Genomic DNA, 25,962 nt, shown 5'->3' on the forward strand with positions numbered 1-25,962 from the left:
CCGCCCCGCCCGCCCCGTATCCCGCCCCCGGTCCGAGGGAAGCCGCCCCCGACCCGCGCCGGGAGCCCGGCTGTTGCTGCCCGGTGCCGACACGGCTGGTGGCCGGCCACGTTCCGCTCGCGCGAACAGTGTCGACGGCAGCCATACCGGTCGGTCTCGCACGTTCCTAGGGTCGCGGACATCCCCGGGGTAGCCGCCACGCCGCCGCCGCTGCCTCGGAGAACCGCCGCCCCACCCCGTACCGCACCCAGCCGGAGGTTCACCATGGATCCGCTCCCCGCTGCCGTAGCGGGCCCGAGACGACGGACCGCCTTACTCGGCGCCGCCCTCACCCTGGCCGCCGCCGCGGCCCTGCTCCCCGCATCCGCCACCGCCCAGCCCGCTCCCGTCCCCGCCCCCACCGACTCCGCTGTCGCTTCCGCTTCCACGGGTGGGCACTGTGCACGCCGGGACCGGTTGAAGGTACCGGGCGCGGCGCATCAACGGACGGACTGCCTGAATGAGTTGACCACGGCCGGAACCATCGCCTCCGGGCACACCGACCCCGCCGACTGGGCGGGGTTGACCCCCAAGGACCTGCCCGTCCCCCGCGGGGCGCCCGGCATCCAGATCGACGGCTACTTCCCCGACACCTCCACCACCAACACCAACCACGGCTGGGCGCACGACGCCCAGTTCACCATCCGGCTGCCGGACCGCTGGAACGGCGGGCTGGTCGTCGCCGGCACCCCCGGCAACCGCGAGCAGTACGCCAACGACCGGGCCATCGCCGACTGGGTGCTGGCCCGCGGTTACGCCTACGCCGCCACCGACAAGGGCAACACCGGCACCGCCTTCCACCGCGACGGCGCCCGGCCCGGCGACGCCATCGCCGAGTGGAACACCCGCCTCACCGAACTCACCCGCGCCGCCCGGGCGGTGGTCGCCCAGCGCTACCGGCGGCCCCCCGCCCGTACGCTCGCCACCGGCATCTCCAACGGCGGCTACCTGGTGCGCTGGCAGCTGGAGAACCATCCCGAGCTGTACGACGGGGGAGTCGACTGGGAGGGCACCCTGTGGCGGGAGGAGGGCCCCCACCTGCTGACCTTCCTGCCGGCGGCGCTCCGGCACTACCCGGCGTACGCCGCGGGCGGGCCGGACGCCGCACGGGCCCGTGCCGCCCTGCACCGGGCGGGCTTCCCGCGCGGCTCGGAGTTCCTCTGGGCGTACCACCACCAGGTCTACTGGGACCTCACCCAACGGCTGTACCGCGAGGAGCTCGACCCGGAGTACGACGGTCCGCTGGAGGCCGGCACCCCGTACTGCGCCCCGGGCGGCGGACGGCCCGGCTGCGACGCGGACTACCGGTACGCGGGGCGGCCCGGCGAGGTCCGCCGGGCGGTCGGCCGGATCGGGCTGACCGGCCGTATCGGCAAACCGCTGATCACCCTCCACGGCACCCTCGATGTGCTGTTGCCCATCGGCAAGGACTCCGATGTGTACGCCCGGATGGTGCGGCAGCAGGGCCGCGGCGCTCTGCACCGCTCCTACCGCATCGAGGACGGCACCCACACCGACGCCCTGGTGGACGCCTTCCCCGACCGGCTGCGCCCGCTGCTGCCCTGCCACCGTTCGGCGTTCACCGCCCTGGAGGCCTGGCTGGGCGCCGGACTCCGTCCGCCCGTGAGTCATACCGTCGAACGGCCGGCCGGTGCCGATCCGGCCGCGCTGCTCGCCCACTGCCGCCTGGACGGGTGACGACCCTGACCCTGTGTCAGAGCACCACCGATCCGGCGGTCATTGTGTCGGCCGCGCACATAGGTGTGGCGTCGGGGTGTCCCTACTGTTTCCGGCCATGACGAGCGAACCACCTCTCCCCGGCCCCCGCCCGGCGCCCCCGGGCGCGGGTACGCACCTGAGCTCCCGGGTCGCCCTGGTCACCGGCGGCGCGGGCGGTATCGGCCGGGCGTGCGCGGCGGCGTTCGCGGCGGCGGGCGCCCTGGTGCACGTGGTCGACCGGGATGCCGAGGCGGCCGAGGCGGTCGCCGCCGAGGTCGGGGGAGAGGCGCACATCGTCGACCTGGCCGACCCGGCCGCCATCGACAGCTTGCCCACCGCCGTGGACATCCTGGTCAACAACGCCGGCCTCCAGCACGTGGCGCCGCTCACCGAGTTCCCGCCCGAGCGGTTCGCGCTGATCCAGCAGGTGATGGTCACCGCACCGTTCCTGCTGCTGCGCCGCACCCTGCCGCACATGTACGCGCGGGGGTGGGGCCGGGTCGTCAACATCTCCAGCGTGCACGGCCTGCGGGCCAGCGCCTACAAGGCGGCCTATGTCGCCGCCAAGCACGCCCTGGAGGGGCTGAGCAAGGTGGCGGCCATCGAGGGCGCCCCGCACGGGGTGACCAGCAACTGCGTCAACCCGGGCTATGTCCGTACGCCCCTGGTGGAGAACCAGCTCCGCGACCAGGCCGCCGCCCATGGCATCAGCCAGCAGGACGTGCTGACCGAGGTCCTGCTGACCCGCTCACCCGTCAAGCGCCTCCTGGAGGCCGAGGAGGTCGCCGCGGCCGCGCTCTGGCTCTGCGCCGAGCACAGCAGCTCCATCACCGGCGCCTCCCTGCCGCTGGACGGCGGCTGGGGAGCCAACTGACGGCCCTCCCCGCGCGCCTCGTGCACCTGCCGCTCCCCGTAAGCCCCGCGTCCGCGTCCCCGTCCGTACGCCTGCCTGCCGCTCCCCGTATAAGCCCCGCGTCCGCGTCCCCGTCCCCATATCCGTATCCGAGAACCGGTGAACCCATGACCGATGCCCCCTCCACCGCCCGGCCGGACCAGCGCCGCTCCGGCGGTATCGCCCGGATCGTCACCGCGAGCCTGATCGGCACCACCGTCGAGTGGTACGACTTCTTCCTCTACGGCTCGGCCGCCGCCCTGGTCTTCAACACCCTCTTCTTCCCCACCAGCGATCCCTTGGTCGGCACCCTGATCGCCTTTGTCACCTACGCGATCGGGTTTGCCGCCCGGCCGCTCGGCGGTGTCGTCTTCGGGCACTTCGGCGACCGGATCGGCCGCAAGAAGCTGCTGGTGCTCAGCCTGCTGATGATGGGCGGCGCCACCTTCGCGATGGGCCTGCTGCCCACCTACGACACCATCGGCGTCGGCGCCCCGATCCTGCTCACCGTGCTGCGGCTGATCCAGGGCTTCGCCCTCGGCGGCGAGTGGGGCGGGGCCGTGCTCATCGTCTCCGAACACGGCGGCGACAAGCACCGCGGCTTCTGGGCGTCCTGGCCGCAGGCCGGCGCCCCCGGCGGCAACCTCCTGGCCACCGGCGTCCTCGCGCTCCTCGCCGCCGTCCAGTCCGAGGAGGCGTTCCTCGCCTGGGGCTGGCGCGTCCCGTTCCTGCTCTCCGGCGTCCTGGTCGTCATCGGGCTGTGGATCCGGGTCTCGGTCTCCGAGTCCCCGGTCTTCCTGGCCGCCCAGGCGAAGGCGGAGGCCGACGCGGCGCGCGGCGTCAAGGACAAGGCCCCGGTGGTGGAGGTGTTCCGGCGCAGCTGGCGCGAGGTGCTGGGCGCCATCGGCACCCGGTTCGGCGAGAACATCTCGTACTACATCCTGACCTCCTTCCTCCTGGTGTACGTCACCACCCACCTCGGCCTGCCGAAGAGCACCGCGCTCAACGCTGTACTGATCGGCTCCGCCGTGCACTTCGCCACCATCCCGCTCTGGGGCGCCCTCTCCGACCGGATCGGCCGCCGCCCCGTCACGCTCATCGGCTCGGTCGGCATGGCGGTGTGGGCGTTCGCGTTCTTCGCCCTGGTGGACTCGGGGTCGTTCGCCGTGATCACCCTGGCGGTGACCGTGGGGCTGCTGCTGCACGGCGCGATGTACGGGCCGCAGGCCGCGTTCATCTCCGAGATGTTCGACACCCGGGTCCGCTACTCGGGCGCCTCCATGGGCTCCCAGCTCGCCTCCATCGTCGCCGGTGCGCTCGCCCCGATCATCGCGGTGGAACTGCTGCGGGACCATGGCTCCGGCACCCCGGTCGCGCTGTACCTCAGCGCCGCCGCGGTGGTCACCACGATCACCGTCGCCGTCATCAAGGAGACCCGCGGCCGCGACCTGGCCCGCCCCGCCGCCCCGGCCGCCGCACCACCCCCGCGGCCGGCGCCGTCCGCCGGCCACAAGCAGCCCTGAACGGAGGACCGCCATGGCCGCCACCGAGCCCCGACCCGAGCCCGCGCGCGGGCCCGGTCCGACCCCGGCCGTCCCGGCATCGGTGGCGGCGCTACGGGAACTGCTCGACCTGCTCGCCGCCGGCGCCCCGGCCGAGCGGCTGGCCCGGCCCGCCGCCCGGGTCCGGGCCGCCGGTGCCGGCCCGCGCGAGCAGCGGGCCGTGGACGAGGCCACCCGGACCGCGCTGGACATCTCCCGCACCCTGACGCAGCACCGCAGACGCGAAGCCGAGCTGGCCGCCCTCTTCGACACCGCCGGCGACCTGGCCGCACTGCGCGACCTGGACGCCGTACTGCGGGCCATCGTGCACCGGGCCCGCACCCTGCTCGGCGCCGACATCTCCTATCTCACCCTTAACGACCCCCAGGCCGGGGACACGTACATGCGGGTCACCTCCGGCTCGGTCTCCGCCACGTTCCAGCAGCTGCGCCTCGGCATGGGGGAGGGGCTCGGCGGGCTGGTCGCGCAGACCGCCCGCCCCTACGCCAGCGCCGACTACCGCACCGACCGCCGCTTCAAGCACACCGGGGCCATCGACGAGGGGGTCGCCGAGGAGGGGCTGCGCGGCATCCTCGGGGTCCCCCTGCGGGTCGGCGGGCGCGTCATCGGTGTGCTGTTCGCCGCCGACCGCGCGCCCCGGGACTTCACCCCCGACACCATCGCCCTGCTCTCCTCGCTCGCCGACCACGCCGCGGTCGCCATCGACGGGGCCCGGCTGCTGGAGGAGACCCGTTCCGCGCTGGTCAGCCTGAACGCGGCCAACGAGCGGGCCCGCGCCCACAGCGAGGCCCTGCATCGCGCGGCCGACGCCCACGACCGGCTCACCGACCTCGTCCTGCGCGGCGGCGGGGTGGACGAGGTCGCCCGCGAGATCGCCGCCCTGCTCAGCGGCGGCCTGGCGATCCACGACCCCGACGGCACCGAGCTGGCCCGGGTCGGCACCGGCCCCGCCACCCCGCCCGAGCAGGGGCTCGACGCCTCGCGCGCCGGCGGGCGGGCCGTCCCGGTCGACGGGACCTGGGTGTGCGCCGTGCTCGCCGGCCCCGAACCGCTCGGCAGCCTGATGCTCACCGGCCGGGCCGACCTCACCGCCGCCGACCGGCGCCTGTTCGAACGCGCCGCCCTGGTCACCGCGCTGCTCCTGCTCCTGCGGCGGTCGGTGGCCGAGGCCGAGAACCGGGTACGCGGAGAGCTCCTGGACGACCTGCTCACCGGCCGCCAGCCGGACGGCCACCGCGACACCGGCGGACTGGCGCTGCGGGCCAGGCGACTGGACATCAACCTCGCCACCCCGCACGCCGTGCTGGTCCTCGGCTGCGAACCCGCCCCGCGCTCCCGGCTGCTGGCCGAGGCGGCCCGGCACGCCCGCGCGCTCGGCGGTCTCGCGGGCGTCCGCGACGGGCACACCGTGCTGCTCGCCCCCACCACCGACCCCGGCCCGCTCGCCCACGACCTGGCCCAGGAGCTCGGCCGCGCCCTCTCCCTGCCCGTCACCGTCGGCGCGGCGGGCCCCGGCACCGGTACGGAACACCTGCCCGGCACCTACGACGAGGCGCGCCGCTGCCTGGAGGCCCTGGAGGCCCTCGGCCGCACCGGCGACGGCGCCAGCCTGTCCGAACTGGGCTTCCTCGGTGTGCTCCTCGGCGACCGGGCCGACCTCACCGGCTACGTGGACCGGGTCCTCGGCCCCGTCCTCCGCTACGACGCCCAGCGCGGCACCGAGCTCATCCGCACCCTGGACGCCTACCACCGCCACGGTGCCAGCCTCGCCAAGGCCAAGGACGCCCTCCACGTCCACGTCAACACCGTGGTGCAGCGCCTCGACCGGGTGGCCCAGCTCCTCGGCTCCGACTGGAACTCCCCGGCCAGGGCCCTGGAAATCCACCTGGCCCTGCGCCTGCACCACCTCGCCCGCCGCCGCGCTCACCCGGCGGACTCCACCTCCACCCCGTAGCCGCGTACGAGGCTCTCCAGCCCGTGGTCGTAGCCCTGCCCGACGGCGCGGAACCGCCACAGCGGGCCCCGGCGGTAGATCTCGGCGAGGAGCAGGGTGCGTTCGCTGGTGGCGGCGTCCAGGGTGGCCTGGGCCGCGGCCGGTGCGTCGGCGCCCGGGGCGAGGGTGATCTGGACGGCCCCGATGTCGCCGAAGACGGCTGTGCCGTCGATGGCGGCGGCGATCGCGATCCGGTGGACGGCGGGCGGGAGCTCCGTGAGGCCGAGAGTGATGGTCTGCTCGGTCGGACCGTCGCAGAGGAGCCGGACGGCACCGCCGGGGCTCTCCGGCGCGCCATAGAAGACGAAGTCCCCGTCGCAGCTGACCTGTTCGTCCTCGTCGAGGACGAGAGCGACGACATCGACCTCGCAGCTCGTCCGCTGCGCCCAGGAGGCACTGACGTGCCAGCGGTCGGCGCCGGGCAGGTCGATGACCCCGCCGCGCGGCAGGACGACGGCCGACGCACCGCCCCCGGCCGGCTCGGAGAGGGGAGCCCCGAGCCAGCCGGGCGCGTGGACCGGCAGCTCCAACGAGGTGACCCGGGTCATCCGGCGGTCGCGTTCGCCGCCGGGGAGGAGGACGACGTCGGTGACGCTCGCCGAGAGGTTGATCGCGGCTGCCCCGCCCAGCTCCACCACCCGGGCCCGCACGGTGGACGCCTCCTCATGGCTCCCGCCCAGGACCAGCACCCGGCGGCGACCGAACGGCCTGACGGCACGCACGGCCCCGGACCGGCGAGGGACCGGGACGCCGAGGGCGGCCGCGGGCCCGGTGGGTGGCGGCGTGCCCGGGGCGGTCGGGGTGGCTGAGACGGTGGACGTGCTCGGCGTGACCGGGGCGCCGAGGGTGGCCGCGGGCTCGGTGGGTGGCGGCGTGACCGGGGCGGCCGGGGTGACCAGGGCGGCCGAGGTGGCCGAGACGGTCGGCGTGCTCGGCGTGCTCGGTGTGACCGGCGTGCTCGGCGCGACCAATGCGGCCGGTGTGCCCGGGGTCGTCGCCGCTGACGGCACCGCCGCGTGGGCGATGCCCGCCCCCGCCCGATCCTCGTGCGGTGTCCCGGCACGTACCTCTTCCAGCAGCCGGAGGAAGGTGTGCTCGTCGACGACCGGGACGCCTTCGGCGACCGCCCGCCGGGCCTTCGCCGACCCCGAGGCCGTGTCGTTGGTGACCAGGACGCTGGTGTGCCGGCTGACCGACGACATCATGTTGAGTCCGCCGGCGACGCAGCGGGCCACCAACTCGGCCCGGGATGTGGCCGTATCGCCCGTGATGGCGACCTTCATACCCTGTACGAGCCGGCCGCCGGGCTCCAGTCGGCCCGGGTTCCGGTAGGCGCACGGCGTCTTCGGCGGCTGCGGGGCGAACCGCGGGTCCTGTCGGGGCGGGCAGAGCACCAACGGCAGGGGCAGGTCCAGTCGCGCGGCCGCGGCAAGCGAGGCGCGGAAGATCCCGGCGAGGACGCGGGTGTCGTCCACCGCGTCATGGGCCCTGGTCTGCGGCGTTCCGTAGTGGGCGGCCAGTGAGGCCAGGCTGAGGCCGGCGGTGGGCGGCTCCACGCGCCGGTTCAGGGCCAGGGTGCACAGCCGCCGGGTGACGGGGAGGTGGAGCCGCGCGCGGGCGAACTCGTGGGCGAGGAAGTCGTAGTCGAACTGCGCGTTGTGCGCCACCAGGACCCGGTCCTGCAGCAGCGCGCCGATGCGCCCCGCGACCTGGTCGAAGGTGGGGGCGCCGCGCAGCCGCTCCGCGGTGAGACCGTGGATGTGCACGGGGCCGGGATCGCAACCGGGGTTCAGCAGGGTGCTGTACTCGCCGGTCACCGTCCCGTCCGGCCCGACGGCCATGACTGCGATCGACAGGATCCGGTCGCGCCGGGCGACCAGCCCGGACGTCTCGACGTCGACCAGCGCCCAGTCGTACGCGTAGTCGGGCAGATGGGACACGTCGAACGCGGCGGCTGCGGGAGGCATGACGGCAAGGATGAGCCGGACGCGACCGCCGGTTCAACCGGAACGCCGATTTGTCCCCGCACCTCGTCGCTGACGACTTCGGAGTACGTTCCGCCGTCCAGGCCCGCCGGCAGGCGCCGTCCGCCGACAGGCACCGTCCGCCGGCAGACAACCGTCTGCCGCAAGTCACCAAGTCACCGTCTACCGGAAGGCGCCGCAGGGGCGCTCAGCCGTCCTGGACGCCACCGGAGGCCGCCGCCAGCTCTGCCAGCTTCTGGAACTCCCCCAGGTCATAGTTGGCCAGGGTGGAATCGAGGTTGGTCAGAGCGCCGAGGTGCTCGACGAAGCCCTTGGGTTCGTACTCGATCTGCAGAGCCACGCGGCTCGTGGCGTCGTCGATCCGGTGGAACGTGACCACTCCCGCGTGGTGGACACCTTCGACGGTCTTCCACGCGATGCGGTCCTCCACGACGACCTCGGTGAGTTCCGCGACGAAGCCCTTGTCCGCACCGGGCAGCGAGAGCTGCCAGGCGAAGCGCCGTTCGTCGATCGGGTCGACGCGCTTGACGTGGCTGAGGAACCGGGGCCACCGGGTGACATCACTCCACAGCGCCCAGGCGATGGAGACCGGGGCCTTGATGTCGACGGTTTCGACGAGAGAGGCGGACATGCGGAACCACCGTGCCTTCCACGAGAACGGGTTGACGCCCTCCTACCCCGCTCGGGGCCGCTCATGAGCAACCCGGCGGCGGGCGACGGGTGGACCAGTCCGGTGAACCGCACACCACGGACGGCCGCGCTGTCGGTGGCCGGCACTACCGTGCCGAGCATGGGAGCGAAGACGGCGCTACTGGCGTACGCGGACGGGGACGCCGCCTCGGCACTCGGGGCGGCCGGTGCGCCCGCGGCCGGGGCGACGGCGCGGCTCGTCGCCGGGGTCTTCCCCGGACGGGGGGGCGGAGCAGGCGGAGGGCGATGTGCTGGGCGAGGTGGTGTACCCGCCGGCCGGTCTGACGTACGCCGGGAGCTTCGCGGGTGTGGAACTGGTCTGCGACCGGCGCCTGATGTCCGTCCGTCCGTCGGAGTTGCCCGCCCCTCTCCACGAGACGGCGGCCGGTCGCCGCGTCCTGCTGCACGCGATGCACAGCGTCTCCGACAGCCTCACCTTCGCGGTCTGGGAGGGACGGCCGCCTCCGCCGCTCGCTGAGCCTCTCGTCGGACAGCGGCGTCGTCGAGGACATCGGCGACCCGTTCCCCTTCGAGGCGCCCTACTGGGTGCGCGACCGGCCCGTGCCGTTGGACCCGCAGTGGGATGACCAGCCCTGTGCGCTGCCCTTCCACCCGCTGGAGCTGGGCAACGAAGCCCTGCGCGCCCTGTTCGGCTTCCTCCTGGAAGGCCGGCCGGGTCCCGAGGACATCGACCCGGACGAGGTCCCCCTGCTCGGCTTCCGCCTCTCCGACCCCGACTCCGGTCCCGGCCCAGACCCCGCCCACGCCCCCGAGACCGTCGCCCGCGCCTCGCGCACCACCCGTCGCCTCGGCGCCGAGTGAGAAGGCCCCAGGCAGCGAAAAGACCCTCCCGGAGGAGGGTCTCGCCGTGTGTGCGCCCCCGGCAGGACTCGAACCTGCGGCCAAGCGCTTAGAAGGCGCCTGCTCTATCCACTGAGCTACGGGGGCCGGTGGTGGCCGTGCGGCCTGGAGCCCCTGGTGGTGGGTGGTCCGTGACCTCGCCGGGGTCAAGGATAGGGCTCCGTGCGCCATGACCCGGCCGCTTCACCGGTGCCGCGCGATGTGGAGGTTCGGTGAAGCGAACCTGATAATCGCAGGCAGGTGCGATCCGCGCAGCGCTTTTCGCCCCTTCCGGGCGGGGTGTTGTGCAGTCGTTATTCCGCCGAGCCGCCCGGCCGGGCACCCGTCCTGGCGTCCGGCGGCGCGCTCGGCGCCTTCCGTCGGGGGTCTGCCGGCCGTTCATCGCGCGCCTACCAGGCGTGTCTCCGGTGTACGGCGGAAGAGGGGCGTGTGCGGGGTCGGTGGTTCTGGTCGGCGCGCAGAGGGGGTATACGCTTCAAAAAGGTCCGTAAATTGGGCATTCTTCGCATGTGGTGACCTTGGACGTACGGCCTCAGCTCATCGACGCACTCTCCGCCCTGCGCGACCGTGTCGCCGCCGTGCGTCTTCCGCTTCCGCTTCCGGGCGCCCCACGGGCCCGCCAGACCAGAGCCGAGCTGCTGGCCCAGCTCGACGACTACCTGGTGCCCCGGCTGAAGGACCCCGACGCGCCGCTGCTGGCCGTCATCGGCGGGTCCACCGGAGCCGGGAAGTCCACCCTCGTCAACTCCCTGGTGGGACGGCGGGTCAGCGAGGCCGGGGTGCTGCGGCCCACCACCCGTACGCCGGTGCTGGTCTGCCACCCCGACGACCACCACTGGTTCGCCGGGATGCGGGTCCTGCCGCAGCTCACCCGGGTCTGGCGGCCGCTGGACCGGGAGGACCCGGAGGAGCGGGAGGGCGGCGAAACCGACGAGCGGCCGGCGGCGGGGGAGCGGGACCTGAGAGTGGAGACCGCCCTCACGGTGCCGCGGGGCCTCGCCCTGCTGGACGCCCCCGACATCGACTCGCTCGTCGTCAGCGGCCGCGAACTGGCCGCCGAACTCATCTGCGCCGCCGACGTCTGGGTGATGGTCACCACCGCCTCCCGGTACGCCGACGCCGTGCCCTGGCACCTGCTCCGTACCGCCAAGGAGTACAAGGCCACCCTGATCACCGTCCTCGACCGGGTGCCGCACCAGGTGATCGCCGACGTCTCCCGGCAGTACGAGGCGCTGCTCATCCGCGCCGGACTCGGCGACGTACCCCGCTTCACCATCCCCGAGCTGCCCGAGTCCACCGCGGGCGGCACCGGGCTGCTGCCCGACAACGCGGTCGCCGCGCTACGGGGCTGGCTCACCCACCACGTACAGGATCCCGCCGCCCGCCAGCAGGCCGCCGGGCGCACCGCCGGCGGGGTCATCGACTCACTCGGCGCCCGCCTGCCGGAGCTGGCCGGTGCCGTCGCCGCCCAGTACGCCGCCGCGGTACGCCTCACCGACACCGTCCAGACCGCCTACGCCGAGCAGCGCGAACGCGTCCGGCGCGAGCTGAAGCGCGGCGCCGTGCTCGCCGGCGACGCCCGCACCCGCTGGCGCGGCTACCCCCGCGACTCCACCGCCGCCGAACTGCTCGACTCCCTCGCCGAATCGCTCACCGCCCTGCTCCAGTGCGCGGTCGCCGCCGCCGACGACGAGGTCCGCGACGGCTGGCGCCGTGAACCGGCCGCCGCCGCGCTGCGCGGCCCCGACGGCACCGACGGCCCCGCCCCCGACCGGGAGAGCACCGAGCGGATCGGCATGGCGGTACGCCGCTGGCGCCGCGTCCTGGAGGAGCTGGCCGAGGAGGAGGTACGCAGCCTGGACCGGCCCGCCGGCGCCACCCCCGACGCCGACACCGCCGCGGCCCTGCTCGCCGCCGCCCTGCTGGGTGGCCGCCGGGCCCGGGGCGCCGGCGACCGGCTCGCCGAACTCCTCGGCGCCAAGGGCGCCCTGAGGCTGCGCGACAAGGGCGGCGCACTGGTCGAGACCTCCATCGACCGCGTCCTGGCCGAGGAGCGCGAGCGCCGGCTGACCCCGCTGCGCGCCTTCCGTATCGGCCCCGAACCACAGGCCGGACTCATCGCCGCGCTGTCCCTGCTGCAGAAGGAGAGGTGACGGCGGTGAGCGCCGTTGAGGAACGCTGGGGCGAACGCTGGGACGACGGGCTGATCGCCCGCCGCGCCGCCCAGGAGCAGCACCCGCCGCCCGGTGCCGGCCCGGAGGCCGCGGGCGAACCCCACGTACCGATCGGGGAGCCCTACGCCGGCACCCTGCGCGCCCGCCTCGACGCCCTGCGCGAACTCGTCGGACTGTCCCGGGCCCGGCTGGACGGCGACACCCTCGCCGAGGCCGGCCGGGTCCTGGACGAGGCGGCGGCCCGCCAGCGGCTCTCCGCCCGGCACACCGTCGTCGCCATCGCCGGACCCACCGGAAGCGGCAAGTCCACCCTGATCAACGCCCTCGCCCGGGTGCCGGTCTCGGAGACCGGGCTGCGCCGCCCCACCACCTCCCACCCGATCGCCTGCAGCTGGTCCGAGGGCGCCGCCGGACTGCTCGACCGGCTCGCCATCCCCGGCCGGCTGCGGCTGCGCCCGCTGGCCGGCGGCGCCGGCGACGAGCAGTTCCAGGGCCTGGTCCTGATCGACCTGCCCGACCACGACTCCGCCGTCATCGCCCACCGCCGCCAGGTCGACCGCGTCCTCGGCCTGGTCGACGCGGTGATCTGGGTGGTCGACCCGGAGAAGTACGCCGACGCCGCCCTGCACGAGCGCTATCTGCGCCCGCTGGCCGGCCACGCCGACGTCTCCTTCGTCGTCCTCAACCAGATCGACCGGCTGCCCGGCGACGCCGCCCACCAGGTCCTGGACGACCTGCGCCGGCTCCTGGACGAGGACGGCATGGCCCTCGGCGAGCACGGCGAACCCGGCGCCGCCGTGCTCGCCGTCTCCGCCCTCACCGGCGAGGGCATGCCCGAACTGCGCGAACTGCTCGCCGCCTTCGTCCAGGGCAGCCGGGCCGCCGAGCGCCGGCTCTCCGCCGACGTGGACGCGGCCGCCGCCCGGTTGCGCCCGGTCTACGTCGCCGAGGGCGGCACCGGGCTCGGCGAACGGGCCCGGGAGGACTTCGCCGCCCGGCTCGCGGTCGCCGTCGGGGCGCAGGCCGCCGGCGAGTCCGCCGAACGCTCCTGGCGCCGCAACGCCGGCAAGGCCTGCGGCACCCCCTGGCTGCGGCTGTGGCGCTGGGGCCAGCGGCTGCGCACTCCCGGCGGCGGCGAACAGCAGCCCGCACCACCTGCCGAGGACGAGCTGACGGCCCGCCAGCGGGTCGAGCAGGCGGTACGGCTGCTCGCCGACGACGCCTCCCGGGGGCTGCCGCGGCCCTGGGCGCAGGCGGTGCGCGAGGCGGCGCTGCGCGGGGCCGAGGGGCTGCCGGAGGCGCTGGACCAGCTGGCCGCCGAGACCGGCGCGGCCCCGGCCGGCGGCCGCCCGCCCCGCCCCGCCTGGTGGCCCGCCGCGGTCCTCGCCCAGTGCGCGATGACGCTGCTGCAGTTCTACGGGGCGCTGTGGCTGGTCGGCCAGATCGTCGGCTTCCTGGAGCCCGGCATCCTCGCCCCCGCGCTGATCATGCTGGGCGGCATCCTCGGCGGCCCGCTGGTCGAGTGGGCCTGCGTGGCCGCCGCCCGGGGCCCGGCCCGCCGCTACGGGCAGGAGACCGAGCGCCGGCTGCGCGACGCCGCCGCGGCCTGCGGCCGGGCCCGGGTGCTCGACCCGATCACCGCCGAGCTCTCCCGCTACCGGGAGGTGCGGGAGCAGTACGCCGCGGTCTCCCGCGGCCGGGCCGGCGGCCCGCCCCTCTCCACCGGCCCCTCCTTCCGCCCACTCCCGGCGACCGCCCCCGCGCCTCCGACGAACGGGGTCGGGGCCGGGGCCTTCGGAGGCGGTGCGGGCTTGTACGGCGGTACGGGGAGGGGCTCCGGTGCGCCGTCTGCGCCAGCAGGGCCCTCATCACCGTCGTCGGCGCCTGTCCCGGCCCCGGTGTGGACAGGGCCGCCGGCCGGCGCCTCCCTCGGTGACGGTCCGGAGGAGAGCGGCGGTGGCGGGACGCGCACCGAGGCGGCCGGCGGCGAGAGGGTGTCCGGGCGGTTGCGGTACGCCGCCGGGATGCGCCGGGTGATCGGCGCCGGGCGGGCCCGTTCCGCGCGTTCGGCCCGTTCGGTGTGGGACGAGCCGCCGGCCGCGTCGGACGGCGGAGTGCCGGAACCCCTGGAAGGCGGCGGTACGGGGCGGTGACGGCGGGCCCGCCCCACTCCCGGGTGACGCGGTTCTCCACATCCACCGGCCCGTCCACAGCCCTCAGCGAAGTTCCAGGGATTCCGCCAGCATGACGTTCCGTAACCGATCGCGGACCGGTGCGCCAAGGCGACATCGGCGCATCGCAGGAGACGCGTCGCAGGAGAGAGGAACGCCGCATGCTGAACGACACGATGGTGACGGTGGTGGGGAACGTGGCGACCGCCGTCGAGTTCCGGGACACCGCCACGGGCGGGTTCGCCAAGTTCCGGTTCGCCGCCACCGCCCGCCGCTACGACCGGGAGAAGGCGGTCTGGATGGACGGGCCCACCAGCTTCTACACGGTCCAGGCCTGGCGGGCGCTCGGGGCGAACCTCGCCGCCTCGGTCTCGGTGGGCGACCCGCTGGTGGTGCACGGCAGGCTGAAGGTGCGTGAGGAGGAGTGGGAGGGGCGGCGCCGGACCTTCGTGGACGTCGAGGCCCTGGCCGTGGGCCACGACCTCACCCGGGGGACCTCCGCCTTCCGCCGGGTGAAGGCCCATGAGCGTACGGGCGGGACGCCGGCGGAGGCCGCCCCCGTGGGTCCCGGCGAGGACTGGCCGGCCGGCGGCGCCGCGGACGGCTCGCCTGCCAATGTGCTTGCGGCGGACATCTCGGCGGCGGACGGCTCGGCTGCCGACGTCTCGGCGGCCGACGACCCGTGGGCCACCGCTCCGCCGCCGGGACAGGCTGACCCGGGCGGACCGGCCGGTTCCCCCGCGCCCGCCCGTCCGGCGCCGGACCCCGGAGCGAGGGCGCGGGCGGCGACCCGACGGCGACACGCCGAGCCAGTGTCGTGACGCACCGTCAGCCCGTCCGCACGGTGAGGGGCGGCATGTGAAGATCGGGCGTGTAGCGCTCGGGTGCCACCCCCTCCGCGATAACGATTCCGATTCGGAATGGTTGTCTGATGAGATGACAGGGGATTGGGCAGGGCCGTCTCCATAGGATCTTCAGGTACTCATGGGGGCACTTGAGTCGGCTGGCGAGTCGTCATCCCCACGCGTCACATGCGATCACCCGCGGCCACCGCGGTCACCCGCGAAGGAACACGCGCACCACGCGCACCACGCGCGAAGGCGTCTCGCCCGGAGGGGAAGTCTGTGTTTGCTGCGCACTCGGCACCGAGGCGGTGGACGGTTCGATCCGTCCGCTCCGCCACCGCGGTCGTGGTGTCCGGGCTGGTGGCCGCGGGCGCCCTGGCAACCGGTACCCCGGCCGCGGCGGACGACACGCCCTCGCACCAGGGCGGCGCGGCGGCGACCCTGAACGGGCTGACCGCGTACGACACCGCCGTGCTGCACATCGGCGGCGAGAAGCGCGAGATCCCGGCCGGGCTGTTCGAGATGGCCGTCGACGGCGGCGGCACCCTCAAGACGTACTGCGTGGACCTGCACAACCCCACCCAGGACAAGGCCCGCTATCTGGAGACGTCCTGGGGGCAGTCCTCGCTGGCGGTCAACCGGGACGCCGGCCGGATCCGGTGGATCCTCCAGCACTCCTACCCCCGCGTCGACGACCTCGCCGGGCTGGCCAGGAGGGCGAAGAGCGGGCCGCTCAGCCCGGAGACCGCGGCCGCCGGCACCCAGGTCGCCATCTGGCGGCACTCGGACGACGCCCGGGTGGAGGCGGCCGACCCGGCCGCCGAGAAGCTCGCCGACTGGCTGGAGAAGGAGGCCCGGAACCTCCCCGAGCCGGGCCCCTCGCTCAGCCTCTCGCCCGAGGCCGCCTCAGGCCCGGCCGGCAGCCGGGTCGGGCCCTTCACCGTGCGGACCAGCGCCGAGCGGGTCCCGGTGGCCCTGTCCGGCGAGGTGGCCGGCGGGGTGCGGGTCACCGACCAGGCGGGCAAGCCCGTGACCACCGCGGCGAACGGCAGCCGCCTCTACCTCGACGTCCCGCCGGGCGCCGCGGACGGCTCCGCGACCCTGAGCCTCCAGGCCACCACCCCGGTGCCGGTCGGCCGGGTGTTCACCGGGGCCACCCGCACCCAGACGCAGGTGCTGGCCGGCTCCAGCGAGTCGACCGTCGCCGCGACCGCGACCGCCTCCTGGACCCGGTCGGGCGCCCTCCCGGTGCTCACCGCCCGGAAGAACTGCGCCGAGCGGGGCCTCGACGTCACCGCCGCGAACCGGGGCGACGCCCCTTTCACCTACGTCCTGGCCGGGGAGGAGTACGTGCTCCAGCCCGGCGAGACCCGGACGGTCACCGTCCCGGTGGCCGAGGACCAGCCGTACGAGGTCACCGTCAGCGGCACGGACGGCTTCACCCGCACCTTCCGCGGCCTGCTCGACTGCCGCACCACCGGCAGCGCCGCCGTGGCCGCGCTCACCACCCAGCAGGGCGGGCAGCCCAGCCCGCTCCCCTCGGACACCTCCCCCGCGCCCGGCGCCCAGGGCGGGGCGGCCGCGCAGACCGCCGACGGCCCCGACCTCGCCGAGACCGGCGCCTCGGCGAACACCCCGATGATCGCCGGTATCGCCCTCGCCCTCCTGGTCCTGGGCGGCGGCGCGCTGCTCCTGGTCCGCGGCAGAAACGACACCGCCCCGGAGACCGCCACGAGTCCGGCGCCCCCGACAGACGACTGACAGCCCGGACCTCGGCCCCGGGCGGCACCGTGTGCCGGGGCCGGACCAGTCGCGGCGGCCCTAAGCCACGGCCGCCCGGACGGCTTCCGCGCCCCGGCGGCGGACGGTTTCCGCGCCTCCCCGTCCGGGTCGGCGGACGGGCGCCGTACCGCCGTGTCCAGGGGGCGCACGTCACTGGGCTGGAGGGACCGGGTGGTCGCCGCACCTTCCAGCCCTCCGGGCCCGGAGGGCTCCCGCGCGCCGCCGAACTACTGGTTTCCGTCGCGGGGGCGGGGTACGGCAAGATGGGTGTATCTGCCCACTCTCGGATTGCCGGACGGTTTCTCTTGGCTGAGTACATCTACACGATGCGCAAGACGCGCAAGGCGCACGGCGACAAGGTCATCCTCGATGACGTGACGCTGAGCTTCCTGCCCGGCGCGAAGATCGGTGTGGTCGGCCCGAACGGCGCCGGTAAGTCCACCGTGCTCAAGATCATGGCCGGTATGGAGCAGCCGTCCAACGGCGACGCGTTCCTCTCGCCCGGCTACAGCGTCGGCATCCTCCTCCAGGAGCCGCCGCTCGACGAGAGCAAGACCGTCCTGGAGAACGTCCAGGAGGGCGTGTCCGAGGTCAAGGGCAAGCTGGACCGGTTCAACCAGATCGCCGAGGAGATGGCGACGGACTACACCGACGCCCTCATGGAGGAGATGGGCAAGCTCCAGGAGGACCTGGACCACGCCAACGCCTGGGACCTCGACGCCCAGCTGGAGCAGGCCATGGACGCCCTGGGCTGCCCGCCCGGCGACTGGCCGGTCAACAACCTCTCCGGTGGCGAGAAGCGCCGCGTCGCGCTCTGCAAGCTGCTGCTGGAGGCCCCCGACCTGCTCCTCCTCGACGAGCCCACCAACCACCTGGACGCCGAGTCCGTGCAGTGGCTGGAGCAGCACCTCGCCAAGTACGCCGGCACCGTCGTCGCCATCACCCACGACCGGTACTTCCTGGACAACGTGGCCGAGTGGATCCTGGAGCTCGACCGGGGCCGCGCCTACCCCTACGAGGGCAACTACTCCAAGTACCTGGAGACCAAGCAGACCCGGCTCAAGGTCGAGGGCCAGAAGGACGCCAAGCGCGCCAAGCGGCTCAAGGAAGAGCTGGAGTGGGTCCGCTCCAACGCGAAGGGCCGCCAGGCCAAGTCCAAGGCCCGTCTCGCCCGTTACGAGGAGATGGCCGCCGAGGCGGAGAAGACCCGGAAGCTGGACTTCGAGGAGATCCAGATCCCGCCGGGCCCCCGTCTGGGCAGCGTCGTGGTCGAGGTGGAGAACCTCAACAAGGCCTTCGGCGACAAGGTCCTCATCGACGACCTCAGCTTCACCCTCCCGCGCAACGGCATCGTCGGCGTGATCGGCCCGAACGGCGCCGGCAAGACCACGCTGTTCAAGATGATCCAGGGCCTGGAGGAGGCCGACTCCGGCTCCATCAAGGTCGGCGACACCGTCAAGATCAGCTACGTCGACCAGAGCCGCTCCAACATCGACCCCAAGAAGACGCTGTGGGCCGTCGTCTCCGACGAGCTGGACTACATCAACGTCGGCCAGGTCGAGATGCCCTCCCGCGCCTACGTCTCCGCGTTCGGCTTCAAGGGCCCGGACCAGCAGAAGCCGGCCGGGGTGCTCTCCGGCGGTGAGCGCAACCGCCTCAACCTGGCGCTCACCCTCAAGCAGGGCGGCAACCTGCTGCTCCTCGACGAGCCGACCAACGACCTCGACGTCGAGACCCTGTCCTCGCTGGAGAACGCGCTGCTGGACTTCCCCGGCTGCGCCGTGGTCGTCTCCCACGACCGCTGGTTCCTCGACCGAGTCGCCACCCACATCCTGGCGTACGAGGGCGAGTCCAAGTGGTTCTGGTTCGAGGGCAACTTCGAGTCCTACGAGAAGAACAAGATCGAGCGGCTCGGTGCGGACGCGGCCCGTCCGCACCGCGCCACCTACAAGAAGCTCACCCGGGGCTGAGGCAGCAGCAGTGGCTCGACACATCTACCGGTGCCCGCTGCGCTGGTCGGACATGGACGCCTTCGGGCACGTCAACAACGTGGTCTTCCTCCGCTATCTGGAGGAGGCCCGCATCGACTTCATGTTCCGGCTGGCGCCGGGCGACGGCTCCCCCTCGTTCTCCGGCGGGTCCGTGGTGGCCCGGCACGAGATCGACTACGTCCGGCCCCTGGTCCACCGGCACGAGCCGGTGACCGTCGAATCCTGGGTCACCAAGATCGGCGCGGCCTCGCTCACCATCGCGTACGAGATCAAGGACCCGGAGACGGTGTACGTACGCGCCTCCACGGTCGTCGTGCCCTTCGACCTGACGGCCCAGCGGCCGCGCCGTATCAGCGCCGAGGAGCGGAAGTTCCTCCAGGAGTACGTGGACGACGGGATGCACGGGGAGGCCGCCGCGGCATGACGGCGCCGCTGCACTTCGCCGACGCCAGGGAGGCGGACGATCTCGCCGCCTTCCTGGCCCGGCTGCTCCACTACGACCGGGCCGCCGCCGTCCGCCTCCAGGCGGGGAGCGGCGCGCTCGCCGTCTTCGGACGGCCCCCGTCCTTCGAGGTGCTGGCCATCCGCACGGCCGCGCTGCTGGACGACACCCCGCTGGACGTCACCGTCTCGGCGGGTCAGCTGCTCGACGAGATCGCCGAGTCCGAGGGCAAGGCCATACTCCCGGAGCCCGTCACCGGCCCGCCGTGGGCCGGGGTGCTGCCGCCGCGCGGCGGGTGGCGGGAGGTGCCCGGGCTGCCCCGGGTGGCCGGGCTGCGCGGCTCGGTCACCGCGGCGGTCGGCGAGTTCCGCGCCCGGGCCGGCGGACTGCCCGAGGAGCGGCGCACCCGCGCCGAGCGGGACCGCATCGGCCGGGAGATCTGGTCCCGCACCATCGGGGCCACCGGACTGCCGCTGCGCGCCGTACACGCCGCCCAGTCACTCGGCTTCCTGCCCCCGCACGAGGTGCCCGTCGCCCTGCTGGCCACCGGCTCCTGGCTGCGGCTGCGCACCCCGTACGGCTCGATCGCCGTCCGCACCGGGGCCGCCGGCACCGGCCTGACCGTCACCGCCGTCCAGCGGCCGGGGTGACGGGGGCCGGTCAGTCGGGGGTGTTGACCATCGACGCGGCCGCGTAGGTCAGGTAGTTCCAGAGCGTCCGCTCGTGCTCCTCGGGCAGCCCCAGCTCGTCTACCGCCGCCCGCATGTGCTTCAGCCAGGCGTCGTGCGCGGCCCGGTCCACGGTGAACGGGGCGTGCCGCATCCGCAGCCGCGGGTGGCCGCGGTTGTCGCTGTAGGTGCGGGGCCCGCCCCAGTACTGCATCAGGAAGAGCACCAGCCGCTCCTCGGCCGGGCCGAGGTCCTCCTCCGGGTACATCGGCCGCAGCAGCGGGTCCTCCGCGACCCCCTCGTAGAACCGGCGGACGAGTCGGCGGAAGGTCTCCTCGCCGCCCACCTGCTCGTAGAAGGTCTGCTCCTGAAGCGTGCCGCGCGGAATCTCATTCACGCCTCCATCGTCTCAGACGGCCCGGAGGAGGTCCCTGGCCCTAGGTCTCGCCGACCCCGGCCTGGAGGGGGAGGCGCGGAATGAGCGGAATGGGTGGAATGGGGGAGTGGGATGAGGGTGCGGAATGAGTACGCGCACTCAGGCCGGGCCCGCGCCGCGCACCGAGGATAGGGATCACCGACGCCCCGCCAACCGGGGCCTGACCCTCCCCGCCAGCGGGGCCTGATCCTCCCCGTGACCGGGGCCCGATTTTCCCCGTGACCGGGGCCTGATCCTCCTCTGACCGGGGGCCTGACTCTCCCGCGTATCCGGGGCCCGACCGCCCCGTCACCAGAGCCCGACGCCCCACCTACCGGGGCCCAACCGCCTCGCTACCGGGGCCCAACCGCCTCCCGACGGGGCCCAGCCGCCTCGTTACCGGGGCCCGACCGCCTCCCGACGGGGCCCAACCGCCTCGCGACCGGGCCCTGACCGCCCGCCAGCAGGGCCCGATCACCCCTCACCGGGGCTGACCGCCTCCTCACTGGGGTTGACCGCCTCCTTACTAGGGCTGACCGCCCTCTCACCGGGGCCCGACCATCCCGCCACCGGGGCTTGACCACCCCGCCACCGGGGCTTGACCACCCCGCCACCGGGGCGGCCTCGACCGTCCCGTGAACGAAAGCCAACGGTCCCGACCCGGGGCCTCGACCAGGGGGAGATCCATGCTCAGCCGCCTCGCCGACCTGCTGGTGCCCGCCTTCGGACGGCTCACCGTCACCTCGGATCCGGGCGTGGAGCTTCGGCCGGGGAGCATCCTCGCTGCCAACCACACCTCGCTCGCCGACCCGGCCGTGGTGCTCGCCGCGCTGCACCGCCTGGGCGCCCGGCCGGTGGTGATGGCCACCGCCGGACTGTGGCGGGTGCCGGTGCTCGGCCGGGCACTCGCCCGGGAGGGCCATGTGCCCGTCCACCGCGGCGACCCCCGTGCGGCCCGTTCGCTGGACCTCGCCGCCGAGGCCCTGCGGGACGGCCGGCTGCTGCTGATCTACGCCGAGGGCGGCATCCCCGAGCGTCCGGGTGCCGCCGAGGCCGCGCCCGGTGCCTTCCGCAGCGGACTGGCCCGGCTGGCCCTGCGCACCGGGACCCCGATCGTCCCCGTCGGCCAGGCCGGCGCCCGCCGGGTCACCTCCGGCAGTGTGCCCAAGCAGCTCGCGGGGCTGGCCACCGCGCCGCTGCGCCGCCCCTGTCTGCACGTCCACATCGGGGCGCCGGTGCGGCTGACCGGCACCGGCCCGGTCGGCACCGGGCAGGCGCACCGCGCCGTCACCGCCGCCTGGCGCACGGCGGCCGGCAGGCTGGGCGAGCCCGCCGCGTTCGCCGCGTAGCGCCCCGGCGCGGAGGCGGGCGGCCCGTGGTCGCCGGGTCGGCGCGGGCGCAGCACAGTGGAGGTATGGGTACTTCGCGGGATGCGCAGCGGGACACTGAGCGGGCCGGTCAGCCGGACGCCCGGCCGGGCGCTCATCGAGCCGGTCCTTCCGCCGGTTCCTCCGCCGACCCGTTCGCGGAGCCGGCCGCCGCGGCGCGGGACGCGCTGGTGCGGGAGATCGCCGCCGGGGGCGACCTCCCCGACCCGGCCTGGCGGGCCGCCTTCGAGGACGTGCCGCGGCACCTGTTCGTGCCGTACTACCACATCGGCGTCCTGGGTGGTTACGAGCGACTGGGCGCCGACGACCCCGATCCGGGCCGGCGGGCCCGCTGGCTGGAGGGCGCCTATCTGGACCGGCCGCTCGCCACCGACGTACGGGAAGGGGAGCTGGTCTCCTCCTCCAGCCAGCCCTCGCTGATGGCCGGGATGCTCCAGGCGCTGGAGGTACGGGACGGGGACACCGTGCTGGAGATCGGCACCGGTACCGGCTACAACGCGGCCCTGCTCAGCCACCGGCTGGGCGACGACCGCGTGACCACCGTCGACCTGGACGAGGCCATCACCGGCCCCGCCCGCGAGCGGCTGGACGCGGCCGGCTACCACCCGGCCGTGGTCACCGGTGACGGGGCGCTCGGCTGCCCGGAGCGCGCGCCGTTCGACTGCGTCATCGCCACCTGCACCCTCCCCTCGGTGCCGCCGGGCTGGCTGCCGCAGTGCCGGCCGGGCGCCCGGATCCTGGCGCCCCTGTCCACCGGGCTGATCCGGTTGCGGGTACGGGACGAGGGCTGGGCGGAGGGGCGGTTCCTGCCCACCTCCGCGTACTTCGTAGCGCTGCGCGGCGAGAGCCCGCCACCGCCCCCGGTGCGCGCGGGCGGGCTGCCCCGGTACGCCACCGACAACGAGCTGTTCCGCTTCCTGCTCACCCTGACCGCGGGCAGCCTCGACCCGGAGGAGGCGTACGCCCTCTGGCTCCAGGAGGAGCGCCCCCGGCGCGAGCGGTTCGGCCTGACCGTGGGCGGCGGCCGCCAGTGGGCCTGGCTGGACGACCCGGAGGGCCCGTACGCCTGGCCATTGGACACCGGCGAACGTACGTAGGCGGAGACGGGCGAGGGCCCGGGCGGGGTCCTGGGGATCCCGCCCGGGCCCTCGCGGGTGCCCTGGCTCCGTTTCCGGCGGTGTGGTGGCGCGGCGGCCGGCCTCAGCCGCGGACGATGGTGATCGTCGTCCAGGCCCCCACATGCACCCGGTCACCGTCTTGGAGCGGGACGGGGACATAGGGCTGTATGGGGTCCTCGCCGCCGTTGAGGGTGGTGCCGTTGGTGGAGCCCTGGTCGACCACCGCCCAGGTGCCGTTCGGCTGGGAGACCAGTACGGCGTGCTGGTGCGAGACGCCCGGGTCCTCCGGCGGCACCGACAGGTCGATGTCGGGGGACTCACCGGTGGAGTGGCGGCGGCGCCCGATGCTGATCTGGTTGCCGGTGAGCACCAGCCGCTGCTCGGGCGAGTAGGCCGGCAGGTTCAGCCCGGAGGCCTCCGGGCCGCTGCGCTGCATCATGGCCAGGAAGTACGACCGGTCGGGCGCCACCACCGCCGTCCAGGTCGCGGGCGCGTCCGGGAAGCGCGGGGCCTCCGGGAAGCCGGACGGGTTCGGGAAGCCGGAGGAGTCCGGGAAGGCCGGGCTGTCCGGGAAGCGGGGGGCGTGCGGTTCCTGCGGTCCCGGCGACACCTGAGGCCCCTGCGATCCCTGGGGGCCGTGTGGCGGGTTGGGGAATCCGGGGGGTGGCGGGGCGTGGGTCGTCCCGGTGCCGGCCGACGGTGCGGAGGGCGAGTGGGGGCCGTCGGCGCCCGGTCCCTGGCCCTGGGGCGAGGAACCGGACGGCGGGGTGCCGGGGGAGCCGAACGGGCCGTCCGGACGCTCGGCCCGCTCCGGACGGGACCCGGACGGCGGGCCGGGCTGGGCCGGCGGCTCGGGGCGGGACGGCGGTGGGCCCGGCTGCGAGGGCGGCGGCAGCAGCCAGTCGTCACCGCCGGCGGACCCGGCCGGGCGACCCGGCGCGGACGGCGCGCCGGGCTGCTGGAACCCCTGCGGTACGGGCGGCGGCGGGGGCGGGCCCTGGTGGCCGCCGGCCGGCGGCCGGGGGCCCTGCGGGGCGGACGGCTCGGGCGCGAGCGGTTCGGCCGGGCGGTTCACCTGCGAGGGGCGCGAGCCCTGGTACTCGTACGGGTCCGGCGGGCGCGGCGCCTGCGGCTGCGCGGGCGGCGGGAAACCCGACGGGGTGGGCGGGGTGGACGGGGTGGCGGGGCCGGTGCGGCCCGGCGGAGGGCCGGGCGGGCGGTTGGCCGGGGCGATCGGCGTGTACGAGGTCGCCGTGCCGGTGATGAAGTTCCAGCGGCACTCCTCGCAGAACGGGGCCATGGCCTCGCGCGGGGTGCGGCACTGCGGGCAGAGCTCCGCCTGGGCGGTGGCGTTCGGGTCGCCGCCGAAGCCGCCGTGCGAGGGGGGCGGCGGCGGGGTGCCGGGGCCGCCAGGCGCACCGGGGCCCGGGTAGCCGTAGCCGGGCGGCGGGGGAGTGGCGCCGGGGGCCGAGGGGCCGGGGTAGCCGTAGCCGGCCGGCGGCGGGGGCGGGGTCCGGTCGGGGGATCCGCCTCCGGTGCCGGGGCCGGGATAGCCGTAACCGGCAGAGGGCGGAGGCGGTGGCGGGGCCGAGTCGGGGGCTCCGGGGCCGGTGGGCGGGCCCGGATAGCCGTAGCCGGGCGGGGTCGGGGGAGGCGGCGGCGGAACGGCACCCGCAGGCGACGTACCCGCCCCGGTCATGCGATGGCCGCAGACCTCGCACCAGTCGTCGGAACCCGACTGGTGTCCGTTCGGGCAGGTCGGCATGTCGGCGCTTCCCCCTCTCCTCGTCCGGCCCTTCAGGCCGTGTCCTCGTCCGGCCCGGGGGCCGTCCGGATCGCTTGCTACCGGTTGATGTCCTTGACGCGAACGGTCTTGGTCGATCGCGTTTCGAGTGTCATCTCGTCCGCTTCGGCAACCTTCGCTTTGAGTCGCACAGTACCCGTCGACGCGTCCACCACGTCCACCACCTTCGCCAGCAGCTTGGCGGTATCGCCGTTGCCGGAGACGGCCGCGAGCTGCACCGCGCGGCCCAGTTTCGCGGTCGCTCCGTCGAAATCGCCCAGTTTGCGAGCGTCCAGTCCCTGCTGGATCACCTCGGCCAGCTCCGCCTGGCCCGTGTAGTGCGCCACCTGCGGATTGATCGAGGTGGAGGCGGCCATGTCGTCCGTCCACACCGCCCGCACCAGGCCCTGCGACAGCACCTCGGCCGCCCCCGCCGCGCCGGACGGGTCCGGCAGCACCAGGGAGACCCGGGCGGCCAGCATCTCCCGGCCGAGCCCGGCCGCCGGCACCCGTACGCACACGTGGTAGTCGCGGGACTCGTCGCCCCAGGAACCGGTCGGGTAGTCCCCGGCCCGCGGCCCCGCCTCGGTGCGCCGGGCGGTCAGGTCCTCCATCACCGGCGCCACCTGCTTGACGAAGAGGACCTCCGTCCCCACCGGGGTCCACAGCCGCAGGGCGACGTCCGCCACCTCCTTGCCCATGGCGTCCGCCATCATCCGTGTGAAGTCGGCCGCCAGGCCGCCGGGATCGGCCACGATGTCCGCCGAGCCGAGCAGCGCCGAGGCGATCTGGGTGACCTCCTTGACCTCCCAGTCGGTGCCCACCCCGCGGGCGTCGCAGGTGAAGCGCCCGTCGCAGGCGTCGAGCGCGTCCCGCAGCTCGTCGGCGCCCTCGTGCTCGTTGCGCCCGTCGGTCAGCAGGATCGCGTGCCGGATCGGGGCGTCACTGGCGCCCAGCAGCCGGTCGGTGAGCTTCAGCCAGGTGCTGATCGCGGTGCCGCCGCCCGCCGAGAGCCGGCGCAGCGCCTGCCGGGCCTCGCCGCGGGTGCGCTCGTCGGCCACCGCGAGCCCTCCGCCGCCCGGGTACACCTCCTGCGCCACATGCGTACCGGCCACCACCGCGAAGGCCGTGCCGTCGCGCAGGGTGGAGACGGCGGCGGCGGTCGCGTCGCGGGCGTTGCGCATCTTGGTCGGCGGGTAGTCCATCGACCCCGAGCAGTCCACCATGATCACCACCGCGGCGCCCGGAGCCCGGGCCTCCGGCACCGGCAGGGACGCCGGTGAGGAGCCCGCGCCGGTGAGCGGTATGCCGCCGCTGGTCCCGCCGCCGGTGGAGGTCACCGTGACGATGGCGTTGACCTCCTGACCGCCCTCCGGCAGGTACTCGTTCTGGTACACCTCCACCGCGAACCGCGGCACGCTGGACTTGGAGAAGTTCGCCATCT

At 74.7% G+C, this 25,962-nt stretch carries 19 protein-coding genes, 1 tRNA gene and 1 pseudogene; 15 read left to right on the forward strand and 6 right to left on the reverse strand.

All coding sequences use genetic code 11. The features are described from left to right. Positions 1-264: 264 nt before the first annotated feature. From M1O15_RS05060 to M1O15_RS05075, 4 genes are all read left to right on the forward strand, one after another. Entirely contained in the window at positions 265-1,737 is a 1,473-nt protein-coding gene (locus tag M1O15_RS05060; protein WP_248632004.1) for a tannase/feruloyl esterase family alpha/beta hydrolase, read from the forward strand. A gap of 97 nt (positions 1,738-1,834) precedes the next feature. Continuing rightward, positions 1,835-2,632, forward strand: a complete 798-nt coding sequence (locus M1O15_RS05065; RefSeq protein ID WP_248632005.1) for a 3-hydroxybutyrate dehydrogenase — start codon at positions 1,835-1,837, stop codon at positions 2,630-2,632. Between the two features lie 146 nt (positions 2,633-2,778). Beyond that, positions 2,779-4,173 (forward strand): MFS transporter, encoded by a 1,395-nt coding sequence (locus M1O15_RS05070; RefSeq protein WP_248632006.1) that lies wholly within the window; start codon positions 2,779-2,781, stop codon positions 4,171-4,173. A gap of 13 nt (positions 4,174-4,186) precedes the next feature. Then, entirely contained in the window at positions 4,187-6,166 is a 1,980-nt protein-coding gene (locus M1O15_RS05075; RefSeq protein ID WP_248632007.1) for a helix-turn-helix domain-containing protein, read from the forward strand. On the opposite strand, the gene M1O15_RS05080 is transcribed toward M1O15_RS05075, so the two are convergent. Together M1O15_RS05080 and M1O15_RS05085 are read right to left on the reverse strand one after the other, a co-directional pair. Further along, positions 6,136-8,172 carry a TerD family protein gene (locus M1O15_RS05080; protein WP_248632008.1) on the reverse strand — a complete coding sequence of 679 codons (2,037 nt, stop codon included), beginning with the start codon at positions 8,170-8,172 and terminating at the stop codon, positions 6,136-6,138. The genes M1O15_RS05075 and M1O15_RS05080 overlap by 31 nt on opposite strands. A gap of 205 nt (positions 8,173-8,377) precedes the next feature. Next, positions 8,378-8,821: an SRPBCC family protein gene (locus M1O15_RS05085; protein ID WP_248632009.1), complete on the reverse strand. Its 444-nt coding sequence runs from the start codon at positions 8,819-8,821 to the stop codon at positions 8,378-8,380. Positions 8,822-9,143: 322 nt separating this feature from the next. On the opposite strand from M1O15_RS05085, the gene M1O15_RS31800 reads away from it, so the two are divergent. Then, entirely contained in the window at positions 9,144-9,467 is a 324-nt protein-coding gene (locus M1O15_RS31800) for a DUF6928 family protein (protein ID WP_372499361.1), read from the forward strand. After that, positions 9,391-9,702, forward strand: a complete 312-nt coding sequence (locus tag M1O15_RS05090; RefSeq protein WP_372499362.1) for a DUF6928 family protein — start codon at positions 9,391-9,393, stop codon at positions 9,700-9,702. The genes M1O15_RS31800 and M1O15_RS05090 overlap by 77 nt, the downstream gene beginning before the upstream one ends. A gap of 53 nt (positions 9,703-9,755) precedes the next feature. Here the strand turns inward: M1O15_RS05090 and M1O15_RS05095 are convergent. Then, positions 9,756-9,828, reverse strand: a tRNA-Arg gene (locus M1O15_RS05095). Between the two features lie 431 nt (positions 9,829-10,259). Here M1O15_RS05095 and M1O15_RS05100 point away from each other — a divergent pair. The 7 genes and pseudogenes from M1O15_RS05100 (at position 10,260) to M1O15_RS05130 (ending at position 19,796) form a co-directional block, all read left to right on the forward strand. Continuing rightward, entirely contained in the window at positions 10,260-11,894 is a 1,635-nt protein-coding gene (locus M1O15_RS05100; protein WP_248632249.1) for a dynamin family protein, read from the forward strand. Further along, positions 11,891-14,068, forward strand: a complete 2,178-nt coding sequence (locus M1O15_RS05105; RefSeq protein WP_248632011.1) for a GTPase — start codon at positions 11,891-11,893, stop codon at positions 14,066-14,068. Before M1O15_RS05100 ends, M1O15_RS05105 begins: the two co-directional genes overlap by 4 nt. A gap of 182 nt (positions 14,069-14,250) precedes the next feature. After that, a pseudogene (locus tag M1O15_RS31600) lies at positions 14,251-14,613 on the forward strand (single-stranded DNA-binding protein); the annotation flags it as partial. Positions 14,614-15,279: 666 nt separating this feature from the next. After that, positions 15,280-16,692, forward strand: coding sequence for an LAETG motif-containing sortase-dependent surface protein (locus M1O15_RS05115; protein WP_248632013.1), 1,413 nt, complete (start codon positions 15,280-15,282; stop codon positions 16,690-16,692). A 326-nt stretch (positions 16,693-17,018) separates the two neighbouring features. Beyond that, the gene (ettA, locus tag M1O15_RS05120) at positions 17,019-18,683 is read left to right on the forward strand and encodes an energy-dependent translational throttle protein EttA (RefSeq protein ID WP_248632014.1); all 1,665 of its coding nucleotides are present in this window, start codon (positions 17,019-17,021) and stop codon (positions 18,681-18,683) included. 10 nt (positions 18,684-18,693) lie between these two features. Continuing rightward, complete coding sequence (locus M1O15_RS05125) at positions 18,694-19,128, forward strand: acyl-CoA thioesterase (RefSeq protein ID WP_248632015.1); 435 nt, start codon at positions 18,694-18,696, stop codon at positions 19,126-19,128. Further along, positions 19,125-19,796, forward strand: a complete 672-nt coding sequence (locus M1O15_RS05130) for a DUF8010 domain-containing protein (protein WP_248632016.1) — start codon at positions 19,125-19,127, stop codon at positions 19,794-19,796. Before M1O15_RS05125 ends, M1O15_RS05130 begins: the two co-directional genes overlap by 4 nt. A 10-nt stretch (positions 19,797-19,806) precedes the next feature. On the opposite strand, the gene M1O15_RS05135 is transcribed toward M1O15_RS05130, so the two are convergent. Next, positions 19,807-20,211 carry a globin gene (locus M1O15_RS05135; RefSeq protein ID WP_248632017.1) on the reverse strand — a complete coding sequence of 135 codons (405 nt, stop codon included), beginning with the start codon at positions 20,209-20,211 and terminating at the stop codon, positions 19,807-19,809. Between the two features lie 704 nt (positions 20,212-20,915). On the opposite strand from M1O15_RS05135, the gene M1O15_RS05140 reads away from it, so the two are divergent. Beyond that, the gene (locus M1O15_RS05140; RefSeq protein ID WP_248632018.1) at positions 20,916-21,578 is read left to right on the forward strand and encodes a lysophospholipid acyltransferase family protein; all 663 of its coding nucleotides are present in this window, start codon (positions 20,916-20,918) and stop codon (positions 21,576-21,578) included. A 65-nt stretch (positions 21,579-21,643) separates the two neighbouring features. Beyond that, complete coding sequence (locus M1O15_RS05145) at positions 21,644-22,714, forward strand: methyltransferase domain-containing protein (protein ID WP_248632019.1); 1,071 nt, start codon at positions 21,644-21,646, stop codon at positions 22,712-22,714. 103 nt (positions 22,715-22,817) lie between these two features. On the opposite strand, the gene M1O15_RS05150 is transcribed toward M1O15_RS05145, so the two are convergent. Further along, entirely contained in the window at positions 22,818-24,500 is a 1,683-nt protein-coding gene (locus tag M1O15_RS05150; RefSeq protein ID WP_248632020.1) for an FHA domain-containing protein, read from the reverse strand. A gap of 77 nt (positions 24,501-24,577) precedes the next feature. Next, positions 24,578-25,960 (reverse strand): vWA domain-containing protein, encoded by a 1,383-nt coding sequence (locus M1O15_RS05155; RefSeq protein ID WP_248632021.1) that lies wholly within the window; start codon positions 25,958-25,960, stop codon positions 24,578-24,580. Positions 25,961-25,962: the final 2 nt, after the last annotated feature.

It is taken from the genome of Streptomyces lichenis, assembly GCF_023218175.1.
Lineage (GTDB): Bacteria > Actinomycetota > Actinomycetes > Streptomycetales > Streptomycetaceae > Streptomyces > Streptomyces lichenis.

Bases quoted from the DNA above. Each gene is read 5' to 3' on its own strand.
- M1O15_RS05060 (WP_248632004.1), top strand. From the start codon at position 265: ATGGATCCGCTCCCCGCTGCCGTAGCGGGCCCGAGACGACGGACCGCC.
- M1O15_RS05065 (WP_248632005.1), top strand. From the start codon at position 1,835: ATGACGAGCGAACCACCTCTCCCCGGCCCCCGCCCGGCGCCCCCGGGC.
- M1O15_RS05070 (WP_248632006.1), top strand. From the start codon at position 2,779: ATGACCGATGCCCCCTCCACCGCCCGGCCGGACCAGCGCCGCTCCGGC.
- M1O15_RS05075 (WP_248632007.1), top strand. From the start codon at position 4,187: ATGGCCGCCACCGAGCCCCGACCCGAGCCCGCGCGCGGGCCCGGTCCG.
- M1O15_RS05080 (WP_248632008.1), bottom strand. From the start codon at position 8,172: ATGCCTCCCGCAGCCGCCGCGTTCGACGTGTCCCATCTGCCCGACTAC.
- M1O15_RS05085 (WP_248632009.1), bottom strand. From the start codon at position 8,821: ATGTCCGCCTCTCTCGTCGAAACCGTCGACATCAAGGCCCCGGTCTCC.
- M1O15_RS05130 (WP_248632016.1), top strand. From the start codon at position 19,125: ATGACGGCGCCGCTGCACTTCGCCGACGCCAGGGAGGCGGACGATCTC.
- M1O15_RS05140 (WP_248632018.1), top strand. From the start codon at position 20,916: ATGCTCAGCCGCCTCGCCGACCTGCTGGTGCCCGCCTTCGGACGGCTC.
- M1O15_RS05145 (WP_248632019.1), top strand. From the start codon at position 21,644: ATGGGTACTTCGCGGGATGCGCAGCGGGACACTGAGCGGGCCGGTCAG.
- M1O15_RS05150 (WP_248632020.1), bottom strand. From the start codon at position 24,500: ATGCCGACCTGCCCGAACGGACACCAGTCGGGTTCCGACGACTGGTGC.
- M1O15_RS05155 (WP_248632021.1), bottom strand. From the start codon at position 25,960: ATGGCGAACTTCTCCAAGTCCAGCGTGCCGCGGTTCGCGGTGGAGGTG.